Below are 21,989 nucleotides of genomic sequence, written 5' to 3'. Positions count from 1 at the left end.
TTGCGGTGGGTAAAGGGCCCATGTCGCGCCCTGTGCCGGGCCTCCGCCACGCCGATGATCGAGTTCCGGCCGTTAACCCTCTTGCGGTCGGGCAGACTCGAAGGAAACCCGGAACAATCCCCGATCCGGAACATTCCCCGATCCCGAAGTTCCCGAAAGAGGGTGGAACGCGTGGACCGCTGCGTTGTCCTGGTGGACGCCGGATATCTGCTGGGCGCCGCCGCGAGCCTTCTCGCCGGAGAACCGGCGCGTTCCCGGATCACCGTCGACCACGCCGCCCTCATCCAGGGCCTTCGCGACCTCGCCGAAGCCGATACGGAGCGACCGCTGCTGCGTATCTACTGGTTCGACGGCGCCCCCGACCGCGTACCGCAGCCCGAGCACCGGCGGCTGCGCGTCATGCCGCGGGTGACGGTCCGGCTCGGCGCACTGACCCGGAGCGATGGCCGCTGGGCGCAGAAGGGCGTGGATGCGGCGATGCATGCCGAGCTCACCGAACTGGCCAGAAATCGCGCTTGCTCGGACGTCGTGCTGGTGACCGGCGACGGAGACCTGCTCCCCGGGCTGATGTCCGCCAAGGAGCACGGCGTCGCCGTGCATCTCTGGGCGGTGCAGGCCGCCGACGGTGACTACAACCAGTCCGAGGACCTGGTTGCAGAGGCCGACGAGCGGCGGGTGCTCGACCGGGTGTGGATCACCCGGGCCGTGCGGCCCAAGGAGCTCACCGGCATCTGCGCGCCACCGCCCGTGCCGCGCCCCGAGATCGCGGCGATTCTCTCCGCGCCGCTGCCCGAGTCGGCGCTCGCCGCGTCGCAGGAGCGGGCGGCCGAGGCCGTACACAACGGATCGCCCGCGACCTCCGAGAACGGGGTCGAGGCCGTCCCCGTCCCCGCCTCCACCAAGGGCGTCCCCACCCCCAAGGATCTGGCGGGCCTGCGCGCCCCCGGCCCGCACACCGGTCCGCACCCGACGAGTGCCACCCTGCGCTGGTCCTCCGACAAGGGCTGGGTCGAGCGCCCCGGCGGCAACGGCGGGGCGCTGGGCGAACCGCCGGAGACCGCGTCGCTGCCGACACTGGCTCAGCTCACCAGCGCCGAGCAGCGCTGGGCCGACCGCGAGGAGGACATCACCACGGTCGGCGGCGACTCCTTCGAGGTCGGCCAGGTCTTCGCCCGCCGCTGGATGGAACGGCTGCCGGAATCCAGCCATGTGCAGAAGCTGTCCACCATGTACCCGCGGATCCCGCACCGCATCGACGGTGAACTGCTGCGGTACGCGGCCCGCTTCGGGCTGCTCGCGCACAAGGACGATCAGATCGACGAGCACGACCGCTATGCGATCCGGGCGGGATTCTGGCGCGAGATCGACGTACGGGCGGCCGCCGAGCAGGCCCCGGCCGGTGAGTAGAGCGGCAACAGCAAGGGAGTAGCCGGGGCCCGAGGGCATTCCGGGCGTCCGGACCCCGTAGTCTCGTACCTCGTGAGTACGGTGTGCGTGGTGCGGGATCTCGTCAAGACGTACCCCGCCGTGCGCGGCAGGCGGGGGACGCCGGGGACCCCTGAGGTGCGTGCCACCGACGGGATCGGTCTCGATGTCCGACGCGGGGAGATTTTCGGCCTGCTCGGGCCCAACGGCGCCGGTAAGTCCACCCTCGTACGACAGCTCACCGGGCTGATGCGCCCGGATGCCGGCAGCGTCGAGGTGCTCGGCCACGATCTCGTACGTCATCCGGAGCGGGCCTCCCGGCTCATCGGCTATCTCGGGCAGGAGTCCACCGCGCTCGACGAGCTGACCGTCGCACTTGCCGCCGAGACGACGGGGCGGCTGCGCGGACTGTCCGTACGGGACGCACGGGCCGAGCGTGACGCCGTACTGGAGGAGCTCGGGCTGACCGGGCTCGCCGCACGCCCCCTGAAGAAGCTGTCCGGCGGGCAGCGACGGCTGGCCTGCTTCGCGACGACACTGGTCGGAGAGCGGCCGGTTCTGGTACTGGACGAGCCGACCAGCGGCATGGACCCCGTCGCACGGCGCGCGGTATGGGCCGCGGTCGACCGGCGGCGCGCGGAGCACGGGGCGACCGTGCTGCTCGTCACCCACAACGTCATCGAGGCCGAGACCGTCCTCGACCGGGTTGCTGTACTGGAACGGGGCCGCGTCATCGCCTGCGACACCCCGACCGGGCTGAAGGAACGGGTCGCGGGCGAGGTACGGGTCGAGCTGGTGTGGCGCGAGCGGGCACCGCTGGATGTGCCCGAGGTCGCCGCGCTGTGCGGGTCCGCGCAGGAGTCCGGGCGCCGCTGGGTGCTCAGGCTCGCACCGGACGAGGCACGGGCGGCGGTCGCGGCGGTGACGGGTGGCGCGGCGTTCGCGGCTCTCGACGACTTCACGCTGGCCACGCCCAGCCTGGAGGACGTGTACTTGGCACTCGGCGGGAACGCGACGAAGGGGCTGGTCAAGGCGTGAGCACCGTGCCCGCGGAGGCGGTGGCCGAACAGGCGGGACGGGCCGGACGGGCCGGAGCGGATGGCGGGGCCGAGGCTGCGGCCGCCGCGCCGCTCGCGCCGCGGGCGCGGCTGCTGCCGGCGCTCGGCGCCGTGTACCGCGCGCAGCTGTCCCGGGCACGGGTCGCCCGGATCCCGCTGCTCTTCGTGGCGACCTTCCAGTCGATCGGGATCATGGTCCTGATGCGCGGGGTCGTCGACGGGGGCGCGGAGGCGCGCGCTGTCGTCGCGGGGTCGAGTGTGCTCGTCGTCGCCTTCGTCGCGCTCAATCTGCTCGCCCAGTACTTCGGGCAGCTGCGGGCCAGCGGCGGCCTCGACCACTACGCCACGCTGCCGGTGCCGCCGGCCGCGGTGGTGCTCGGCGCTGCCGGTGCGTACGCCTCCTTCACCGTGCCCGGCACGGTGGTCACGGCGGTCGCGGGCAGCGTGCTGTTCGAGCTGCCGCTGACGCATCTATGGGTGCTGGCCGCGGTGATCCCGCTCGCCGGTGCGGCTCTCGCCGGGCTGGGCGCGGCGCTCGGGCTGCTCGCGCCCCGCCAGGAACTTGCCACGCTGCTCGGCCAGTTGGGCATGTCCGCGGCGCTGCTGCTGGGGGTGCTGCCGGCCGACCGGCTGCCCGGGCCGATCTCGTACGCACGTGATCTGCTGCCCTCCACGTACGGCGTCGAGGCCCTCGCGCGGACCTTCGACGCGCGTCCGGACTGGGCGGTCGTCGGGCTGGACCTCGCGGTCTGCGCCTTGGTGGGTGTCGTCTCGCTGACGGTCGCGACGTGGGCGTACCGGCGGGCGGCAGTCCGGTGAGGCGGCGTTCCGGCACGCCTGGCACGATGGCGGTGTGACCGCACCTCTGACACCGCCGCACCAGCCTCATCAGCATTCGCCGAACGACGACCCTTGGCAGTCGCCGCCGAAGGGCCACGCGTCCATGCACGCGAAGGATGCGAAGGACGCCGAGGACGCGGAGAGCCCCGAACTGAAGGCCGACCTGCGGGACGCGGCCGTGGTGCTGGTGGCCGTGGCGGTTCTGGGCGTGGCACTGGGGCTGCTGTGGCTGTGGCTGGCGCCGCGCGTGCCGCTGATCTCGAACGACAGGGCGGTCTTCCTCAAGGACACGGAGGGCGAGGAGGCGGTGGGCGCGGACGGAACTTTCGTGCTGCTGGCACTCGCTTTCGGCGCGGTGAGCGCGGCGGCGGTCTTCTGGTTCCGCAGGCGCGGGGGCATCGCGCTGGTGGGGGCGCTGGCCGTGGGCGGACTGCTGGGCTCGCTGCTGGCGTGGGGGATCGGGGGGTGGTTCGGCCCCACGCAGGATGTGGTCGCGCATGCGCGGGAGGTCGGCCAGGGGGTGACCTTCGACGCGTATCTGGAGCTGAGGGCGAAGGGGTCGCTGCTGGCGTGGTCGGTGGCGGCGATGGTGGTACACCTGGCGCTGACGGCCCTGTTCGGTCCGCGGGACCCGGAACCGGAGTGGCCGCCGCAGTACGGGGCGCCGGGGACGGAGCAGCCGCCGGGGCCGGGCACGGCCTGACGCCTGCGGCGGGCCTTCCCCTACCCGCCCTTCCTCATGACTGGGGGCAAGCCCCCAGATCCCCGGATGCGACCTTCGGCCGCGTGTCCTCAATCGCCGGACGGGCTGGAGTTTTCAGCCCCGCCGGCGATTGGGGCGCGGGGTCCGGGGCCCCGTGACTGGGGGCTCCGCCCCAGACCCCCGTACACCCTTCAGGGGTCCCCCACGCCCGCAGGGCGTAGGAGGCACGTCCTCACTCGCCGGACGGGCTGAAAGATTCAGCCCCGCCGGCGATTGAGGCGCGGGGTCCGGAGCCCCGGGATCACGCCGGGCGGCGGCCGTGGTTGGCCCGGTGCTTACGGATGCGCCACTTCCGTTTGCGGGTTCGTTTGGACATGCGCCGTCCTCTCCCCGTCGGAGTGTTCCTACGGTCGTAGCCGAGGACAGCCGCCCCGTCGAGCCCCTACGCCCGCCCGATCGGTGCAAGTACCGCCGACGTCAGCGTCGCCAGGTCCGTCGGGGAGAGTTCGACCTCCAGGCCGCGGCGGCCCGCCGAGACGCAGATCGTGGCGTGGACGGAAGCCGACGCGTCCAGGACCGTACGCAGACGCTTCCGCTGGCCCAACGGCGAGATACCGCCCCGTACATAACCTGTCGTACGTTCCGCCGCCGCCGGGTCCGCCATCGTCGCGCGTTTGCCGCCGACCGCCGCTGCCAGCGCCTTGAGGTCCAGCTGGCCGGCCACCGGGACCACCGCCACCGTCAGTTCGCCGTCGACGTCCGCGACCAGGGTCTTGAAGACCCGGTCGGGGGAGACGCCGAGGGCCTCGGCCGCCTCATCGCCGTACGAGGCGGACGCGGGATCGTGGTCGTACGCGCGCACAGTGAACTCCGTGCCCGCCGCGGTCAGCGCGACCGTGGCGGGCGTGCCCCCGGGGCCGCCGGACTTCTTGGCCTTCTTCGGCACCGCAAGCTACTCCCGTCAGTTGGGGCTCGTCGGCGCCCTGGTCAGATCGACCGCGGGCAGCGACGGAAGATGGCGGATCACCGCGGTCTCCGCGCGCAGGAGCGTCAGCTCCTCCCGCAGTCGGGTCACCGTGTCCGGGGCCTGCAGCAGCCGTTGTTTCGCGGGAGTGTCCAGTACGGTCGCCGCGGCGACCAGGTACGAGACCACCGAGGGCTCGTCCGGCAGATCCGCACTGGTGGACAGCGAGCGCTCACGCGCGCCCGCCAGCCGCTTCTGGTAGCTGCGGAAGGCCCGCAGCACGCCCTCGGCGAGCGCGCCCGCGCCGTCCCCCGACTCCTCCGGGATCTCCTCGAGCTCGGCCGTCAGATACGGGCCGCTCGCGTCGACCGAGAGAAGCTTGACCCGCGTCGTACCGGTCGCGAGCACCTCGAAGCTGCCGTCCGCGCGCTCGCGGATCGTTGCCGCGTCCGCGATACAGCCCACGTGGTGGAAGGCCTGGATCGGATCGGAGCCGAAGCCCGCCGCCGGCCCGCGTTCGGGCAGCGCGGTCGGGTCCGGCATGCCGGGCGCGGTCGGCGCGACCTCGCGGCCGTCGCGGATGGCGACCACGGCGAAACGGCGAGGCTCGGACTCGTCCGTCTTCAGCAGCTCGCGCATCATGGCGCGATAACGCTCCTCGAAGATGTTCAAGGGCAGGACGAGGCCCGGGAACAGCACCGAGTTCAGCGGAAAGAGGGGGAGACGTGCAGTGGTCACAACGGTCAAGCCTAATGGCCGAAGGACCAGCTTCGTCCGGCCCGTCCACGCAGTGGCATCGAAGAGGCGATCTGGATCCGTACGCCGTCCCTCGTATCGAGGAACTGACCCAGCGGATCGTCGGTCACGTAGGTCCAGGGGAAGGACGTGGCGTACGGGCCGATCAGCCGGAACTGCTCCAGCGCCTCCACCCACCGCCCCCGCCCCACCAGCACGTACACCAGCAGATTGCGTACCTCGGCCGGCCATGGATCCCCGACCGGGTAGTCCGTCGAGAGGGCGATCGCGAGATCCGCCGCCGCGTCGATCCGGTCGTCCTGTACGGAGGTGGTCTCGCCGGTCAGCAACTGCGTGAAGGCCGCGCGCACCGGCAGCGCCTGCACCAGTGAGCCCGGCAGCGCGTCCGCCGCCGCCTGCTCGGCGAAGTCGAAGCACTCGCGGTGCGAGCCGTACCACTGGGCGGACAGGTACTGCAGCGCCGCGACATGGCAGCCGTAGTGGTGAGAGGAGCGGCGCACTGCCTGCTCCCAGAGCGACTCGAAGGCCGTGTGCGTGGCATGCGTACCGCGCGCGTGGTCCAGCGAGATGCGCCACGGCACCGGGTCGTTCGCATCGCCGTCCGCCGCCGCGTCGATCAGCGGCCCGATCTCCCGCAGCCGCTCGGCGCGTGCGGGCGACTCCCAGGCCCTGCGGACGGCGAGTTCGGCCTTGAGGACCAGCGCGTCGGGGTCGCGGGGCGCCGCGGCGAGCCAGCTCGTCAGCCACTCGTCGCGGTTCAGCGCAAAGGTCGCGAGGCGTGTGACGTACCGGTCGCGGTTCTCCCACTCGGCCCCCTCGCGCGTGATCGCGAGCAGCTTGGCGGCCGGCTCGTACTCACCGAGCGCGGCCGCGACCAGCGCCGGGCCCAGCCGCCCGTCGGGGGCGTCGAGCAGCACCGCGGTGTCCGGCGGCAAGCCGTCGGTGAGCTGCGGCGTATGACGGATCATGCGCGCGGTGCGGATCATGGCGCGGAGCAATGGCATGGTGTGGACCATTGAAAGCTGCGGCTCGAAGACGCGCCAGAGGACGGCTGTGAAGCTTTCGTAGCGGCAGAATGGTTGTCCTGGCGAAAGCCAAGAGAGCGTAAAGAAAGAGGTCGTACGACAGGTGGTTCAGCTGCGTCTGAGCAGGCGGGACGCGCCCGCCGCGACCGTCGTCGCGAGGATCCAGCCGAGCAGGATCAGCACGGCCGAGGCCCACTGCCAGTGGCCGTCCAGCCGCCAGTAGCCGTCCTGGCCGAGATTGATCACCGGCACCAGCAGATCCAGGGCGTACAGCGCGGCATTCCACTCCGGATGCTCGTCCGCCTTGATCGGCGCCGGTTCCACCTGCGCGAAGGCGAGCGCGCCCAGCGCCCAGAGAACCGCCATCCACAGGGCCGCCCGGCCGGGCCGGTAGCCGTATGCCACCGTCCAGTCCTGGAGATAGCCCCAGAGCTTCGCGGCCAGCGGAAGCGTCTCACGGCGGCGGCGCTGCTTGGCGAGCAGCACCTCCCGCGCGTCCGCGTCCTCGCCGCTGTTGCGCAGCACGGTCGCCAGCCGTTCGTACGGCTCCGGTGAGTACTCCGGGGTCGCCGACGCCACCCACTCCAGGCGCCGCCCGAGCGGGAACTCCTCGTACGGGACGAGGTTTTCGTACACGAAGCCGCCCATCGCAAGCCCGCCAGGACCCGGCCAGCTCGCCGCCATGTCGATCAGCGTCACCACCTTCGCGCCGTTCAGCACGACGCGCCCCTCCTCCGGGCGCTCCGCGTTGAACCGCAGCTCCGGCGTGGCGATCCGGCGCAGCGACAGCTCCTCGCGCGAGCTCAGGACGAACCGCGCACGGTGGAGGTCGACCGCGTCGCCGAACCGCCCGTCGTCCAGCCGCACCCCGCCGTGGCACTCGAAGGGCTGCAGCCGCGTGCCGCGCGACGGCGTGGCCGCATTGCCGATGCCGATGCCGAAAGGGGGCGTGGTGCCCTGATTGCCCGTGGACTCGCTCACCCACGCGCCCGTCATATAGAGCGTCCGCTCCACACTCAGTTGCGGGGCATTGAGTGCACGCCGTTCCGCCGCCGCCCGCAGCCGGCTGCCGCGCAGGCTCAGCGAGACCCCGACCTTCGCGCCGCGCAGACTGAACTCGCCGTACGTCTCGATCAGTTCGGCCTGCAGATCCTGCGCGACCGACATCCCGTCCGCGGTGATCGCGCGGCCGCGCCGGTCCGGCCTGACATTGATCTGGTTGATCAGCAGATCCGTGCCGATCTGCGCGTCGGTGAGCCGGATGCCGTGCTCCACCCGGCAGCGCGGCAGATGCAGATCGCCCTCGGTACGCAGCCGCGCCGCCTCGAGCCGTGGGATCGCACAGCCCACCATGCGCACCGTGGTGAAGTGCGCCTCGGGCATCAGCACTTCGCTGTCGAAGCGGCAGCCGTTCAGCTCGACGTAGGGGGCGATGCTGCCGCCCGCGAGCTTGAGCGTCCCGGTGATCTGGACCCCGCGGAGCTTGAGCGCGGCGACCCGGCCGGGCCGCGCGGCCGGGCCGCTGAGCAGCAGTCGGGCGACGATGCCGGCGCGCACACTGCGCTCGGGGCCCCAGGGGCGCGGTGAGAAGGGATCGTTCAGCAGGGGATTGGCGTCGCTCAGGTCGTGCGTACTCCCGTTTCGGAATGCGTTCCACATTCGCAGCTCGGTCGGGCGCAGCCCGTCCGGAGCCCCGTCGTCCAGCGGCTCGGTCACTGCCGCTCCTCCGCTTCCTTGGCTCGTACAGCTGTTCTTCCCGCTGAGTGACGGACTGAACGCTAGTGGTCATGAACATGTACTGGGGCATGTATCAGCCAGTGACATGTACTGGGGCATGTATCAGCCAGTGATACGGGAGACCAGCGGCCGATTCCGGTCTGAGAGAATTGGTTCCGTGATCTCACGAATCGACCTGCGTGGCGACGCCCTCCCCGAGGGTGCCGCCCTGCGCGACCTGCTGCCCCGTGCCGAGTTCGACGTGGAAGCCGCCCTGGAGAAGGTGCGGCCCATCTGCGAGGCCGTGCATCATCGTGGCACGGCGGCGCTGATCGACTACGCGGAGAAGTTCGACGGAGTGAAGCTGGAGCAGGTGAGGGTGGGTGCGAAGGCCCTCGCCGACGCACTGGAGCAGCTCGACCCCGAGGTCAGGGCCGCTCTGGAGGAGTCGATCCGGCGCGCCGGAATCGTCCACCGCGCGCAGCGCCGCAGGGAGCACACCACACAGGTCGTCCCCGGCGGCAGCGTCACCGAGAAGTGGGTGCCGGTCGAGCGCGTCGGTCTGTACGCACCGGGCGGCCGCTCCGTCTACCCCTCATCCGTGATCATGAACGTGGTTCCGGCCCAGGAGGCGGGTGTCGACTCGATCGCGCTGGCGTCCCCGCCGCAGAAAGAGTTCGGGGGCCTTCCGCACCCGACGATCCTCGCCGCCTGCGCGCTGCTCGGCGTCGACGAGGTGTACGCCGCCGGTGGCGCACAGGCCGTCGCGATGTTCGCGTACGGCACCGAGGAGTGCGCCCCCGCCAATATGGTCACCGGGCCGGGCAATATCTGGGTCGCCGCTGCCAAGCGGTACTTCACCGGCCGGATCGGCATCGACACCGAGGCGGGGCCGACCGAGATCGCGATCCTCGCTGACTCCACCGCCGACCCGGTGCACGTCGCTGCCGACCTGATCAGCCAGGCCGAGCACGACCCGATGGCCGCCGCCGTACTGGTCACCGACTCCACGGAGCTGGCGGACGCGGTCGAGAGGGAGCTCGAAACGCAGGTCGCGGCCACCAAGCACATCGAGGACCGGATCGTCCCGGCGCTGAGCGGCAAGCAGTCCGCGATCGTCCTGGTCGACGGCGTCGAAGAGGGCCTGCGGGTCGTCAACGCGTACGGTGCCGAGCACCTGGAGATCCAGACCGCCGACGCCTCCGCCGTCGCCGCCCGGGTCCGCAACGCCGGCGCGATCTTCGTCGGCCCGTGGGCGCCGGTCTCGCTCGGCGACTACTGCGCGGGCTCCAACCATGTTCTGCCGACCGGCGGCTGTGCCTGCCACTCCTCGGGCCTGTCCGTGCAGTCCTTCCTGCGCGGCATCCACATCGTGGACTACACGAGAGACGCTCTCGCCGAGGTGACGCACCACGTGGTGACGCTCGCCGAGGCCGAGGACCTGCCCGCGCACGGCGCCGCCGTGAAGGCGCGTTTCGCCGGAGGCGAACTGGGTCAGCGCAGCGCCGGAGGCGAGCTGGGTCAGCGCAGCGCCGGAGGCGAGCTGGGTCGGCGCAGCGCCGGAGGCGAACCGGACCGGCACACCGAGGGGGAGGTGCCCGGCAAGTGACCTTCGGTATCGACGACCTGCCCATCAGGGACGAGCTGCGTGGCAAGTCCCCGTACGGCGCGCCCCAACTCGACGTGCCCGTACGTCTGAACACCAATGAAAACCCCTACCCGCTGCCCGAGCCACTGGTCGAGCGCATCGCCGACCGCGTCCGCGAGGCCGCCCGCGAGCTGAACCGCTACCCCGACCGGGACGCGGTCGAGCTCCGCACCGAGCTGGCCCGCTATCTCACCCGCACCGCCGGTTACGAGGTCTCTCTCGCCAATGTCTGGGCGGCCAACGGCTCCAACGAGGTCATCCAGCAGCTGCTGCAGACCTTCGCCGGACCGGGCCGTACCGCCATCGGCTTCGAGCCCTCGTACTCCATGCACGGCCTGATCTCGCGCGGCACCGGCACCGGCTGGATCTCCGGGCCGCGCGGGGAGGACTTCACCATCGACGTGGCGGCCGCCGAGGCTGCCATCGCCGAGCACCGGCCGGACGTCGTCTTCATCACCTCGCCCAACAACCCCACGGGCACCGCGGTCGAGGCCGACACCGTCCTCGCCCTGTACGAGGCGGCGCAGGCGGCCAGGGCCGGCACTGCCGGGGCGATAGTCGTGGTCGACGAGGCGTACGTCGAATTCAGTCACCGCCCCTCGCTGCTGCCGCTGATCGAGGGCCGGCCGAACCTGGTGGTCTCGCGCACCATGTCCAAGGCCTTCGGCGCGGCCGGTCTGCGCCTGGGCTATCTGGCCGCGCACCCGGCGGTCGTCGACGCCGTCCAGCTGGTGCGCCTGCCGTACCACCTGTCCGCCGTCACACAGGCCACCGCGCTCGCCGCGCTGGAGCACACGGATACGCTGCTCGGGTATGTCGAGCAGCTGAAGACCGAGCGGGACCGCCTGGTCGGCGAGCTGCGGGCGATCGGCTACGAGGTCACCGAGTCCGACGCCAACTTTGTGCAGTTCGGACGCTTCGACGGCGAAGGGGCCGCCCACGAGGTCTGGCAGCAGATCCTCGACCGGGGCGTCCTGGTCCGTGACAACGGCGTACCGGGCTGGCTGCGGGTCACCGCGGGAACCCCGGCAGAGAACGACGCGTTCCTCGAGGCGGTACGCGCCCTCATGAAGGAACGCAGCGAGAAGGAGCAGAGCGCATGAGCCGCGTAGGACGGGTCGAACGCACCACCAAGGAGACATCCGTCGTCGTCGAGATCGACCTCGACGGCCACGGAAAGGTCGATGTGTCGACCGGGGTCGGCTTCTACGACCACATGCTCGACCAGCTCGGCCGCCACGGCCTGTTCGACCTCACCGTGAAGACCGAGGGCGATCTGCACATCGACTCGCACCACACCATCGAGGACACGGCCCTCGCGCTCGGCGCCGCCTTCAAGCAGGCGCTCGGCGACAAGGTCGGCATTTACCGCTTCGGCAACTGCACCGTGCCGCTGGACGAGTCGCTGGCCCAGGTCACCGTGGACCTCTCCGGACGTCCGTACCTCGTGCACACCGAGCCCGAGAACATGGCGCCGATGATCGGCTCGTACGACACGACGATGACCCGGCACATCCTGGAGTCCTTCGTCGCGCAGGCCCAGATCGCGCTGCACGTCCACGTCCCGTACGGCCGCAACGCGCACCACATCGTGGAGTGCCAGTTCAAGGCGCTGGCCCGCGCCCTGCGTTACGCCTGTGAGCGCGACGCGCGCGCCGCCGGCATCCTCCCCTCCACGAAGGGCGCCCTCTAAACTCATGACCGGCCTCTCCACCATCCTGATCGTCGTCGGTCTCTTCCTCGCCGGCGGCGTGTACTCCTTCTCCAAGCAGAAGATGCCCATGGGCCTGATCGGGCTTCTCGGTATCGCCTCCGCGATGTGCCTGGTCGCCGGTGTCCTGCGGATTCAGGGGATCTGGGAATGACCGTGCCCAAGAAGGTCGTCGTCTTCGACTACGGATTCGGCAATGTCCGCTCGGCCGAGCGAGCCCTCGCCCGGGTCGGCGCGGACGTCGAGATCACCCGTGATTACGACAAGGCCATGAACGCCGACGGGCTGCTCGTCCCCGGCGTCGGAGCCTTCGCCGCCTGCATGGACGGCCTCAGGAAGGCCCGTGGCGAGTGGATCATCGACCGCAGGCTCTCCGGCGGCCGGCCCGTCATGGGCATCTGCGTCGGCATGCAGATCCTCTTCGCACGCGGCATCGAGCACGGCGTCGAGACCGAGGGCCTCGACGAGTGGCCCGGCACGGTCGGCCCGCTGAAGGCCCCGATCGTGCCCCACATGGGCTGGAACACCGTCGAGGCGGCCGCCGACAGCCGGCTCTTCGCCGGAGTCGACGCCGACGCCCGGTTCTACTTCGTGCACTCCTACGCCGTGCACGAATGGGACCTGGAGGTCACCAACCCCGCCATCCGCGCGCCCCAGGTCACCTGGGCCACGCACGGCGAGCGCTTTGTCGCCGCCGTGGAGAACAGCGCGCTGTGGGCCACCCAGTTCCACCCCGAGAAGTCCGGCGACGCCGGCGCCCAGCTGCTGACCAACTGGATTGAGACGCTGTAATGCCGAAGCTTGAACTCCTCCCCGCAGTCGACGTCCGCGACGGCCAGGCCGTACGCCTCGTCCATGGCGAGTCCGGTTCGGAGACCTCGTACGGCTCTCCGCTCGAAGCCGCTCTGACCTGGCAGCGATCGGGCGCCGAGTGGCTGCATCTCGTCGACCTGGACGCGGCCTTCGGCACCGGCGACAACCGCGCGCTGATCGCCGAGGTCGCCGACGCCATGGACATCAAGGTCGAGCTGTCGGGAGGCATCCGCGACGACGCTTCGCTCGCGGCCGCGCTGGCCACCGGCTGCACCCGGGTCAACCTGGGCACCGCCGCGCTGGAGACCCCCGAGTGGGTCGCCAAGGTCATCGCCGAGCACGGTGACAAGATCGCGGTCGGCCTCGACGTACGCGGTACGACGCTGCGCGGCCGCGGCTGGACCCGCGACGGCGGCGACCTCTACGAGACGCTCGCCCGCCTCGACTCCGAGGGCTGCGCCCGCTACGTCGTCACCGACATCGCCAAGGACGGCACCCTCCAGGGGCCCAACCTGGAGCTGCTGCGCAATGTCTGCGCGGCGACCGACAAGCCCGTCGTCGCCTCCGGCGGCGTCTCCTCACTCGACGATCTGCGGGCGATCTCCTCGCTCGTCCCCGAGGGCGTCGAGGGCGCGATCGTCGGCAAGGCGCTGTACGCCGAGGCGTTCACCCTGGAAGAGGCTCTCGCGGCGGTGTCGGAATGACCGATTCCTTCTCCGATTCTCCTGCCGTACGGCGCATCGGCTCCGACGGACCGTGGGAGGACGCCTTCGGCTACTCCCGCGCGGTCGAGCTGCCGAACGGCCTGGTCCTGGTCTCCGGCTGTACCTCGGTCGCCGGCGGCGAGATCGCCGCGGGCGGCCCCTACGACCAGACGGTCACCGCGTTCGGCGTCGCCTTCGACGCCCTGAAGGAACTCGGCCTCGGCCGGGAGGATGTGGTGCGTACGCGGATGTACCTCTCCCACGCCCGGGACGTGGACGAGGTCGGCCGTGCCCACAAGGAGCTGTTCGACACGGTCCGCCCGGCCGCGTCGATGCTCATCATCTCCGGCTTCGTCGACCCGAGCCTGGTCGTCGAGGTCGAGGTCGAGGCGTACCGAGGAGGTGCCGGATGACTCTCGCGGTCCGAGTGATCCCCTGCCTGGACGTGGACAACGGCCGGGTCGTCAAGGGCGTCAACTTCCAGAATCTGCGCGACGCGGGTGACCCCGTGGAGATGGCCAAGCTGTACGACGCCGAAGGCGCCGACGAACTGACCTTCCTCGACATCACGGCCTCCTCCGGCAACCGTGAGACGACCTACGACGTGGTGCGCCGCACCGCCGAGCAGGTCTTCATCCCGCTGACCGTGGGCGGCGGCGTGCGCAGCGCCGACGACGTCGACAAGCTGCTGCGGGCCGGCGCCGACAAGGTGGGCGTCAACACCGCGGCGATCGCCCGTCCCGAGCTGATCCGCGAGATCGCCGAGCGCTTCGGCCGCCAGGTACTGGTCCTGTCGGTCGACGCCCGTCGTACTCCGGAAGGCTCCTTCGAGGTCACCACGCACGGCGGCCGCAAGGGCACCGGCATCGACGCCGTCGAATGGGCGCACCGGGCCGCCGAGTTGGGCGCGGGCGAGATTCTGCTCAACTCGATGGACGCGGACGGCACGAAGGACGGCTACGACACGGAGATGATCGCCGCGGTACGGAAGCACGTCACCGTCCCGGTCATCGCCTCCGGCGGCGCAGGCAAGCTCTCCGACTTCCCGCCGGCCGTCGCGGCGGGCGCGGACGCGGTCCTGGCTGCCTCGGTCTTCCACTTCGGCGATCTGCGGATCTCCCAGGTCAAGGACACCCTCCGTGAGGCGGGCCACCCCGTCCGCTGACCATCGTGGACAACTGACCTGAAACTGGCGTTCGTTGGGAGACGGGCCGGGTAGCGTGCCGTTCGACCCTAGGAACGGGGGAACGGCATGGCGGCCCGGCCCATCGTCGATCTGCTCGAGCTCAGCCCGGATTTCGTTCGCGATCCCTACCCTGTCTACGCCCGGCTGCGCGCCGGTGGTCCCGTCCACCAGGTACGCGCTCCGGACGGCGAGGAGCTCTGGCTCGTCGTCGGACATGACGCCTGCCGCGCCGCCTTCACCGACCCGCGGCTCAGCCGGGCCTGGATGAAGTCCGGGAGCATCGGCCAGATCATCAACACCGATCAGGACCAGCCCGCCCTCGCGCACATGTTGATGTCGGACCCGCCGGACCACACGCGATTACGCCGGCTGGTCGCCCGGGAGTTCACCCCGCGGCGTATCGACACCCTGGCCCCGCGCATCCAGCAGATCACCGACGGACTGCTCGACGCGATGCTGGCGGAAGAGGAGCGGCGGGCCGATCTGATCGACTCCTTCGCCTTCCCGCTGCCGATGACCGTCATCTGCGAACTGCTCGGCGTGCCCGAGCTGGACCGGGACGCCTTCCGCGGCTGGTCCAACGAGATGGTCGCGCGCACCAGCCCGGAGGCCGAGGCCCGTGCGTACGAGGAAGTGCCGGCGTACCTCGGCGAGCTGATCGCCGCCAAGCGGGCCGCGCCCGGCCAGGACCTGCTCAGCGCGATGATCCACGCAGTGGACGAGGGCGGCGACCGGCTCTCGCCGCGCGAGCTGATCGGCATGTCCGTACTGCTGCTGATCGCCGGTCACGAGACCACGGTCAATCTGATCGGCAACGGCATGCGGGCCCTCTTCACGCACCCAGGTCAACTCGCCGCCCTGCGCGCCGACTACGGTCTGCTCGACGGGGCGGTCGAGGAGATGCTCCGCTACGACGGACCGGTCGAGACCTGCACCCAGCGCCTCGCCCTGGAGGACGTGGAGATGGGCGATGCGGTCATCCCGGCGGGCTCCACCGTCCTGATCGCCATGGCCGACGCCGACCGCGACCCGGAGCGCTTCAAGGACCCGGACCGGTTCGACATCCGCCGGGACGCCCGCGGCCATATCGCCTTCGGCCACGGCCTCCACTACTGCCTGGGCGCGCCGCTGGCCCGGCTCGAGGGACGTATCGCGATCCGCACACTGTTGGAGCGCTGCCCGGACGTCGCGCCGGACGCCGACGAGGCCGGGCTGCCATGGATGCCCGGAATGCTGATCAGGGGCGTACGGAAGCTGCCCGTGCGCTGGTGACCTGTGGCCCCCTGGCTCGACAGGGCGGCCGAGCGGCAGAGCTAGGACGGTTGTGGCGTTGGTGGCAGGTCGCCACCAACAGGCTGAGCATCCGCGACGAGGACTTCCAGGACGCACCCGAGAAGATCGCCACCCATGCGGACGTCACCCGGATGTCCTTGGAGCAGCGCGTCGAGCTCCACCGCCGCTACCTCGACGCGCAGTCGCCTGGGGGCCGGAATGGCGTGGGCCGACTTCAGCTGCGAATATCTGCCGCGCTGACCGCCGAGGAGACCGGTACGGGGCCGGATCGCGCACGCCGGACTCGTCCAGGGACTCGGGCTGATCGTCGGCGCCGGGGCGATCGCCGCTCTCGCCGTGGTGGCGCACATCGCCGCCGCGGTCGGTGCCGCCCTGGTGATCGGACTGCTCGCGGGGCTGAGCGGCGCTGTGCAGCGCGCTCGTGCAGACCCGGACCGATCCGGCCTATCTCGGCCGGGTCACCTCGGTCTCGACCTTCTTCAGCCTCGGCGTCGCACCGCTCAGCTACCCGGTGGCCCGGCGCGGCCGTCGGCCTGTGGGGCCCGTGCCGGTCGTCACCGCCAGCGCGGCCGTCCGCGCGGCCGTCCGCGCCCTCGGGGCGGTCCACGGAGTGTGCTCGAAGGGGCTGCGCAGCGTCGGGCTGCCGCGCGGAGCCGCCGGCGGCCCGGCACGCTCAGGCGCCGCCGGGGCTACAGCCCCAACTCGGCCTCGTGCAGCCGGGTGATCGCGTCCTTGTCGCCCTCGAGGTCCACCTGCGCCGCTTCCTGCCGCCCGAACATGAAGATCGTCAGCTCGCTCGGCTCCCCGGTCACCGTCACCACCGGGGTGCCGCGGTGACCGACCGCCGTCTGGCCGTTCGAACGGCGCAGCACCAGCCCGACCGGGGACCTGCGGCCCAGCAGCCGGGACGCCTTCTCCAGCCGTGACCACAGGGCGTTCTCGAAGATCCGGTCCGGTTCGCGCGGCGTCCAGTCCGGCTGCGCCCGCCGTACATCCTCGGCGTGGACGAAGAACTCGACGGTGTTCGCTGCTTCGTCGATCTGCTTGATCGCGTACGGGGACATCCGCGGCGGTCCCGTACGGATCAGCTGGATCAGCTCCTCGTACGGCTTCTCGGCGAACTCCGCCTGCACCCGGTCGAGGCGGCTCTTGAGCGCGCTCAGCACGATCCCGCCCGCCGCGTCCACCCGCCGCTCGCGGACCACCACGTGGGCGGCGAGCTGCCGGGTGTTCCAGCCGTCGCACAGGGTCGGAGCTTCGGGGCCCGCCGCCTCCAACAGGTCGGCGAGCAGAAGTCGTTCACGCCTTGCATGGGTCGACATGACTGCCAGCGTACGGCCGCGGCGCCGGGTCCGCCCAGTGGACGCACCGCCCGGCGACCCCGGCGGACACGGCACAATGGCCGTATGACCAGCAGTGTCCCCACAGGTTCCCTCGATCCCGCCGTCGCCGCCCGCCTCAAGCGCAGCGCCGACGGCCTGGTTCCGGCCATCGCGCAGCAGTACGACACCGGTGAGGTGCTGATGCTCGGGTGGATGGACGACGAGGCCCTGCACCGCACCCTGACCACCGGCCGCTGCACCTACTGGTCCCGCAGCCGCCAGGAGTACTGGGTCAAGGGCGACACCTCCGGCCATGTCCAGCACGTCAAGTCCGTCGCCCTGGACTGCGACGCCGACGCGGTGCTCGTCAAGGTCGACCAGGTGGGGGCCGCCTGCCACACCGGGGACCGCACCTGCTTCGACGCCGACGTCCTTCCTCTGGGCCAGTAGGGTCGGGCGCCATGGATCTCGACACCTTCCGCAAGCTCGCCGCCGACCGCCGTGTCATCCCCGTCAGCCGCAAGCTCCTCGCGGACGGCGACACCCCGGTCGGGCTCTACCGCAAGCTCGCCGCCGAACGTGAGGGCACCTTCCTGCTGGAGTCCGCCGAGAACGGGCGCTCCTGGTCCCGGTACTCCTTCATCGGCGTACGCAGCGCCGCCACCCTCACCGAGCGCGAGGGCCAGGCGCACTGGCTCGGCACCCCGCCCGTCGGCGTCCCGGTCGAAGGCGACCCGCTCCAGGCCCTGCGCACCACCGTCGAGACGCTGCACACGCCGAAAGACCTCGCCTCCGGCATGCCGCCCTTCACCGGCGGCATGGTCGGCTATCTCGGCTACGACGTCGTGCGCAGGCTCGAGAAGATCGGGCCCGGCGAGCGCGACGACCTGCGGCTTCCCGAGCTGACCATGCTGCTCACCTCGGACCTCGCGGTGCTCGACCACTGGGACGGCACTGTCCTGCTGATCGCCAACGCCATCAACCACAACGACCTCGACACCGGCGTCGACGAGGCGTACGCGGACGCAGTCGCACGCCTCGACGCCATGGAGTCGGACCTCGCGCGTCCGCTGGCCTCCGCGCCCGCCGCGCTGCCGCCCTCCGAGCTGCCGGAGTTCTCCGCGCTCTGGGGTGGCAAGGACTACCAGGACGCCGTCGAGGACATCAAGGAACGGATCAGGGCGGGCGAGGCCTTCCAGGTCGTACCGTCGCAGCGGTTCGAAACGCCTTGCCACGCAAGCGCGCTGGATGTCTACCGGGTGCTCAGGGCCACCAATCCGTCGCCGTACATGTACCTCTTCCGCTTCCACGGCTTCGATGTCGTCGGCTCCAGCCCGGAGGCCCTGGTCAAGGTCGAGGACGGGCGGGCCATGGTGCATCCGATCGCGGGCACCAGGCCGCGCGGCGCGACGCCGCAGGAGGACCAGGCCCTCGCCGACGAGCTGATGGCCGACCCCAAGGAGCGCGCCGAGCATCTGATGCTCGTCGACCTCGGCCGCAACGACCTGGGCCGGGTCTGCGAGCCCGGCAGCGTCGAGGTCGTCGACTTCATGTCGGTCGAGCGGTACTCCCACGTCATGCACATCGTCTCGACCGTGACCGGCCGGGTCGCCGCGGGCCGTACCGCCTTCGACGTACTGACCGCCTGCTTCCCGGCCGGCACGCTCTCCGGCGCCCCCAAGCCCCGGGCGATGCAGATCATCGACGAGCTGGAGCCCTCGCGGCGCGGACTGTACGGCGGCTGCGTCGGCTATCTCGACTTCGCCGGCGACTCCGACACCGCGATCGCCATCCGCACCGCGCTGCTCCGCGACGGCACGGCATTCGTACAGGCCGGAGCGGGTGTGGTGGCCGACTCGGACCCGGTCGCCGAGGACACCGAGTGCCGTAACAAGGCGGCCGCGGTGCTCCGCGCCGTCCACACCGCGAACCGCCTCAACAACCGACGGGACGGTAAGGGATAGTGGGGTACGTGAGTGCTGTACCCGTACCCCAGCCCCGTGCCGAAGCCGCCTCCGCCACAAGCAGCCGCCGCAGCCTCGCCGCCGCCCTGTTCCTCGGCGCCGTCGGCGCGGCCGTCGTGCTCATCGCCGCCGGTCAGATCTGGGCCGAGGGCAAGGCCGCCGTCGGTGGCGGCAGCCTTCCGCTCGAGGCGGCGGGCAGCGATGTCACCGGTGTTCCCACGGCGCTCGCCATCGTCGGCCTGGCCGCTCTCGTCGCCGTCTTCGCCGTACGCAGCGGAGGCCGGCTGCTCGTCTCCGCGCTGCTGGCCCTGAGCGGTGCGGGCGCGGCACTCGCCGCCTTCATCGGGGCCTCCGACAGCGCGGCTCTCGACGAGAAGGCCGCGCAGACCACCGGGGACACGGCCGCCACGGTGGACGCGCTCACCCACACCGCCTGGCCCTACGCGACCGCGGCCGGCGGCCTGCTGATCCTGCTCGCCGGGCTGCTCGCGCTGCGCTACGGCAAGCAGTGGCCCGCCATGTCGGGCCGTTACGAGCGCGACGGCACCCCACGGCCCCGCAAGGCCGCGGTGGTGGACCCGGACCGGCCCGAGGATCTGTGGAAGGCTCTGGACCGCGGCGAGGACCCGACGCGCGAGGCGTGACGGACCCCACGTCATGCCACGGCACGGCATACGGGACAATGAGCGTTGAGCTCAGTGCTCACCACCGAACAACAGCTCACCCAGCACATCGACGAGGAGCGCATTAATGTCGGGCACCAGCCACGGACACACCCCGGCCGCCTGGACCGGTGTCACCATCGCCTTCATCGGCTTCTGCATCGCAGGCCTCTTCATGGTGGCGGCCAACCCCCTCGGCTTCTGGGCCGGTATCGGCGTCATCGCGCTCGGCGGTGTGGTCGGCGCGGCCATGAAGGCCGCCGGCCTCGGCATGCCGAAGGAGTCCGAGGCCTCGGTGCGGGCCAGGCACCACGCCGCCCAGGCGACGGCGCAGCCCGCGCAGGCGCAGAGCACCGCCTGACGCCGCGGTTCAGCTCCACGAGGCGCAGTCCGGCGCACCGGGCTGCGCCTTTCTGTATGAGCTGCGCCTTTCCGCAGGAACGGAGAGAATCACGGGGTGGACGCCATGCCTTCCTCCACCACACCGGCCCGCGAGCCCGGCCAGGCCCCGCTCGCGCGGCGCCTGGCCACTCCGCTGGCGACCCTCGCCGGGGTCGCGGCGTCCTTCGCGTACGTCGGCACGGTCGATCCCAATGAACCGGGCCACTACCCGGTCTGCCCGCTGTTCCGCTTCACCGGGATCTACTGCCCCGGCTGCGGCGGGCTGCGCAGCGCCCACGCGTTCATCCACGGCGATCTGGGGACTGCCCTCGGGTCCAACGCGGTGGCCGTCGTGGGCTACGGAATCTTCGCCGCGGTGTGGGTGATGTGGCTGATTCGCGCGGTACGGGGAGTGCCCCTGCGGATTACCCTCGGGCCCGCGTGGTGGTGGTCGCTCGGAGGTGTTCTGCTGATCTTCAGCGTGGTCCGGAACCTGCCATTCGGCTCCGCGCTGGCTCCGTAAAGTCCCAGGTAGTGGGACAGCCGTCCACCGGATGTGAGCCCGAGGCCATCCTGCGGATACCATCGACATGGCTGATCCTGATCCATCTCCACGTCCCGGAAGGGGGCCGCTCGCGTGAGTGTGCTCGACGAGATCATTGAAGGCGTACGCGCCGACCTCGCAGAGCGGCAGGCGCGTGTCAGCCTCGACGAGCTCAAGGAGCGTGCCGCCAAGGCTCCTGCGGCCAAGGACGGCGTCGCCGCGCTGCGCGGCGAAGGCGTCCATGTGATCTGCGAGGTCAAGCGCTCCAGCCCGTCGAAGGGCGCGCTCGCCGCGATCGCCGATCCGGCCGGGCTCGCCGCCGACTACGAGGCGGGCGGCGCGGCCGTCATCTCCGTGCTGACCGAGCAGCGCCGCTTCGGAGGATCGCTCGCCGACCTCGAAGCCGTTCGCGCCAAGGTCGACATCCCCGTGCTGCGCAAGGACTTCATCGTCACCGCGTACCAGCTGTGGGAGGCCAGGGCCTACGGCGCCGACCTCGTGCTGCTGATCGTGGCCGCCCTCGAGCAGGAGGCGCTGGTCTCGCTGATCGAGCGCGCCGAGTCGATCGGGCTCACCCCGCTGGTCGAGGTGCACGACGAGGACGAGGCCGAGCGCGCGGTCGAGGCAGGTGCGAAGATCATCGGCGTCAACGCCCGCGATCTGAAGACGCTCAAGGTCGACCGCTCCGTTTTCGAGCGGGTCGCCCCCGAGATCCCGGCGCATATCGTCAAGATCGCCGAGTCCGGTGTACGTGGTCCGCACGATCTGATCGCCTACGCCAACGTCGGCGCCGATGCGGTGCTCGTCGGCGAGTCCCTGGTCACCGGCCGTGACCCGAAGTCGGCCGTCGCCGACCTGGTCGCCGCGGGCGCCCACCCGGCTCTGCGGCACGGCCGGAGCTGACCGCCCCATGACCGCCGCCGCCCGCACTGTCGCACCGCCGTACCGGACGCCCTCGCGCCCGGCGACGGCGGACGCGGCCCTGTGCGTATCGGCGGCAGACTTCGGCGCCCCTCGGGGCACGAGGACCGGCACGGTTTCCCGCGGCGCGGTGCTCGCCGCGGCGCCGGGGACGAGCCTGGCGGCGAGCGCCGCGCGTGACCCCTACGCCAGGCTCGCCCGTGGCTGCAAGCCCCGCGGCTGCCGGGCCCCGGCCCGCCGGGTGCACGGCCGCCGGGTGCGCTATGTCATCGGGTCCGAGCCGGGACAGGTCAACGGCATGCGATGGCGCGCGGTCCGCGCGTGCGACTGCCACTAGGCGGTCTCCGGCGGGT

Annotated in this window: 24 protein-coding genes and 1 pseudogene; 20 read left to right on the top strand and 5 right to left on the bottom strand. The window is 71.3% G+C overall.

What is annotated here, in order from left to right:
• Positions 1-162: 162 nt before the first annotated feature.
• The 4 genes from AB0D12_RS00370 to AB0D12_RS00355 all read left to right on the top strand — a co-directional run bounded on the left by AB0D12_RS00370 (position 163) and on the right by AB0D12_RS00355 (position 4,026).
• Positions 163-1,407, top strand: a complete 1,245-nt coding sequence (locus AB0D12_RS00370) for an NYN domain-containing protein (RefSeq protein WP_362675356.1) — start codon at positions 163-165, stop codon at positions 1,405-1,407.
• 81 nt (positions 1,408-1,488) lie between these two features.
• Complete coding sequence (locus AB0D12_RS00365) at positions 1,489-2,463, top strand: ABC transporter ATP-binding protein (RefSeq protein ID WP_362676343.1); 975 nt, start codon at positions 1,489-1,491, stop codon at positions 2,461-2,463.
• Positions 2,464-2,573: 110 nt separating this feature from the next.
• Positions 2,574-3,302, top strand: a complete 729-nt coding sequence (locus AB0D12_RS00360; RefSeq protein WP_362676341.1) for an ABC transporter permease — start codon at positions 2,574-2,576, stop codon at positions 3,300-3,302.
• Between the two features lie 34 nt (positions 3,303-3,336).
• Positions 3,337-4,026: an ABC transporter permease gene (locus tag AB0D12_RS00355; protein ID WP_362675354.1), complete on the top strand. Its 690-nt coding sequence runs from the start codon at positions 3,337-3,339 to the stop codon at positions 4,024-4,026.
• Between the two features lie 442 nt (positions 4,027-4,468).
• Here the strand turns inward: AB0D12_RS00355 and ybaK are convergent, their stop codons facing one another.
• The 4 genes from ybaK to AB0D12_RS00335 form a co-directional block, all read right to left on the bottom strand.
• Positions 4,469-4,972 (bottom strand): Cys-tRNA(Pro) deacylase, encoded by a 504-nt coding sequence (ybaK, locus tag AB0D12_RS00350; protein WP_362675352.1) that lies wholly within the window; start codon positions 4,970-4,972, stop codon positions 4,469-4,471.
• Between the two features lie 15 nt (positions 4,973-4,987).
• Positions 4,988-5,728, bottom strand: coding sequence for an LON peptidase substrate-binding domain-containing protein (locus tag AB0D12_RS00345; protein WP_362675350.1), 741 nt, complete (start codon positions 5,726-5,728; stop codon positions 4,988-4,990).
• An 11-nt stretch (positions 5,729-5,739) separates the two neighbouring features.
• Entirely contained in the window at positions 5,740-6,762 is a 1,023-nt protein-coding gene (locus AB0D12_RS00340) for a hypothetical protein (RefSeq protein WP_362675348.1), read from the bottom strand.
• A 117-nt stretch (positions 6,763-6,879) separates the two neighbouring features.
• Positions 6,880-8,487: an oxidoreductase gene (locus AB0D12_RS00335; protein ID WP_362675346.1), complete on the bottom strand. Its 1,608-nt coding sequence runs from the start codon at positions 8,485-8,487 to the stop codon at positions 6,880-6,882.
• Between the two features lie 178 nt (positions 8,488-8,665).
• Between AB0D12_RS00335 and hisD the strand changes: the two are divergent.
• From hisD to AB0D12_RS00290, 9 genes and pseudogenes are all read left to right on the top strand, one after another.
• Positions 8,666-9,964: pseudogene (hisD, locus tag AB0D12_RS00330) on the top strand (histidinol dehydrogenase); the annotation flags it as partial.
• A 128-nt stretch (positions 9,965-10,092) separates the two neighbouring features.
• Positions 10,093-11,238 carry a histidinol-phosphate transaminase gene (locus tag AB0D12_RS00325; protein ID WP_362675344.1) on the top strand — a complete coding sequence of 382 codons (1,146 nt, stop codon included), beginning with the start codon at positions 10,093-10,095 and terminating at the stop codon, positions 11,236-11,238.
• Entirely contained in the window at positions 11,235-11,828 is a 594-nt protein-coding gene (gene hisB, locus AB0D12_RS00320; RefSeq protein ID WP_362675342.1) for an imidazoleglycerol-phosphate dehydratase HisB, read from the top strand. The genes AB0D12_RS00325 and hisB overlap by 4 nt, the downstream gene beginning before the upstream one ends.
• 4 nt (positions 11,829-11,832) lie before the next feature.
• On the top strand, positions 11,833-12,000 hold the full coding sequence (locus AB0D12_RS00315; protein WP_327322992.1) for a hypothetical protein: 168 nt from the start codon (positions 11,833-11,835) through the stop codon (positions 11,998-12,000).
• Entirely contained in the window at positions 11,997-12,638 is a 642-nt protein-coding gene (hisH, locus tag AB0D12_RS00310; RefSeq protein WP_362675340.1) for an imidazole glycerol phosphate synthase subunit HisH, read from the top strand. Before AB0D12_RS00315 ends, hisH begins: the two co-directional genes overlap by 4 nt.
• Complete coding sequence (gene priA, locus AB0D12_RS00305; RefSeq protein ID WP_362675338.1) at positions 12,638-13,363, top strand: bifunctional 1-(5-phosphoribosyl)-5-((5-phosphoribosylamino)methylideneamino)imidazole-4-carboxamide isomerase/phosphoribosylanthranilate isomerase PriA; 726 nt, start codon at positions 12,638-12,640, stop codon at positions 13,361-13,363. Before hisH ends, priA begins: the two co-directional genes overlap by 1 nt.
• Positions 13,360-13,776, top strand: coding sequence for a RidA family protein (locus AB0D12_RS00300; RefSeq protein ID WP_327322989.1), 417 nt, complete (start codon positions 13,360-13,362; stop codon positions 13,774-13,776). Before priA ends, AB0D12_RS00300 begins: the two co-directional genes overlap by 4 nt.
• Positions 13,773-14,528: an imidazole glycerol phosphate synthase subunit HisF gene (hisF, locus tag AB0D12_RS00295; protein ID WP_362675336.1), complete on the top strand. Its 756-nt coding sequence runs from the start codon at positions 13,773-13,775 to the stop codon at positions 14,526-14,528. Before AB0D12_RS00300 ends, hisF begins: the two co-directional genes overlap by 4 nt.
• A gap of 87 nt (positions 14,529-14,615) precedes the next feature.
• A complete protein-coding gene (locus tag AB0D12_RS00290) occupies positions 14,616-15,821 on the top strand; it encodes a cytochrome P450 (protein WP_362675334.1) in 1,206 nt (401 codons plus the stop codon).
• A 710-nt stretch (positions 15,822-16,531) separates the two neighbouring features.
• Here the strand turns inward: AB0D12_RS00290 and AB0D12_RS00285 are convergent.
• Positions 16,532-17,164 (bottom strand): TIGR03085 family metal-binding protein, encoded by a 633-nt coding sequence (locus AB0D12_RS00285; RefSeq protein ID WP_362675332.1) that lies wholly within the window; start codon positions 17,162-17,164, stop codon positions 16,532-16,534.
• A gap of 84 nt (positions 17,165-17,248) precedes the next feature.
• Between AB0D12_RS00285 and hisI the strand changes: the two genes are divergently transcribed.
• From hisI to AB0D12_RS00250, 7 genes are all read left to right on the top strand, one after another.
• Complete coding sequence (gene hisI / locus AB0D12_RS00280) at positions 17,249-17,614, top strand: phosphoribosyl-AMP cyclohydrolase (RefSeq protein WP_327322984.1); 366 nt, start codon at positions 17,249-17,251, stop codon at positions 17,612-17,614.
• An 11-nt stretch (positions 17,615-17,625) separates the two neighbouring features.
• On the top strand, positions 17,626-19,128 hold the full coding sequence (locus tag AB0D12_RS00275; protein ID WP_362675330.1) for an anthranilate synthase component I: 1,503 nt from the start codon (positions 17,626-17,628) through the stop codon (positions 19,126-19,128).
• Complete coding sequence (locus AB0D12_RS00270) at positions 19,128-19,772, top strand: TIGR02234 family membrane protein (protein WP_362675328.1); 645 nt, start codon at positions 19,128-19,130, stop codon at positions 19,770-19,772. The genes AB0D12_RS00275 and AB0D12_RS00270 overlap by 1 nt, the downstream gene beginning before the upstream one ends.
• Positions 19,773-19,878: 106 nt before the next feature.
• A complete protein-coding gene (locus tag AB0D12_RS00265; RefSeq protein ID WP_362675326.1) occupies positions 19,879-20,151 on the top strand; it encodes an HGxxPAAW family protein in 273 nt (90 codons plus the stop codon).
• Between the two features lie 105 nt (positions 20,152-20,256).
• Positions 20,257-20,694, top strand: a complete 438-nt coding sequence (locus tag AB0D12_RS00260; protein WP_362675324.1) for a DUF2752 domain-containing protein — start codon at positions 20,257-20,259, stop codon at positions 20,692-20,694.
• A 114-nt stretch (positions 20,695-20,808) separates the two neighbouring features.
• Positions 20,809-21,618, top strand: a complete 810-nt coding sequence (gene trpC, locus AB0D12_RS00255; protein WP_362675322.1) for an indole-3-glycerol phosphate synthase TrpC — start codon at positions 20,809-20,811, stop codon at positions 21,616-21,618.
• Positions 21,619-21,766: 148 nt separating this feature from the next.
• On the top strand, positions 21,767-21,973 hold the full coding sequence (locus AB0D12_RS00250; RefSeq protein WP_327328275.1) for a hypothetical protein: 207 nt from the start codon (positions 21,767-21,769) through the stop codon (positions 21,971-21,973).
• The last annotated feature ends 16 nt before the right edge of the window (positions 21,974-21,989 follow it).

It is taken from the genome of Streptomyces sp. NPDC048479 (assembly GCF_040651435.1).
Taxonomy (GTDB): Bacteria; Actinomycetota; Actinomycetes; order Streptomycetales; family Streptomycetaceae; genus Streptomyces.
The sequence above is the reverse complement of the archived record's forward strand: the minus strand, read 5'-3'. Positions and strand labels throughout refer to the sequence as shown.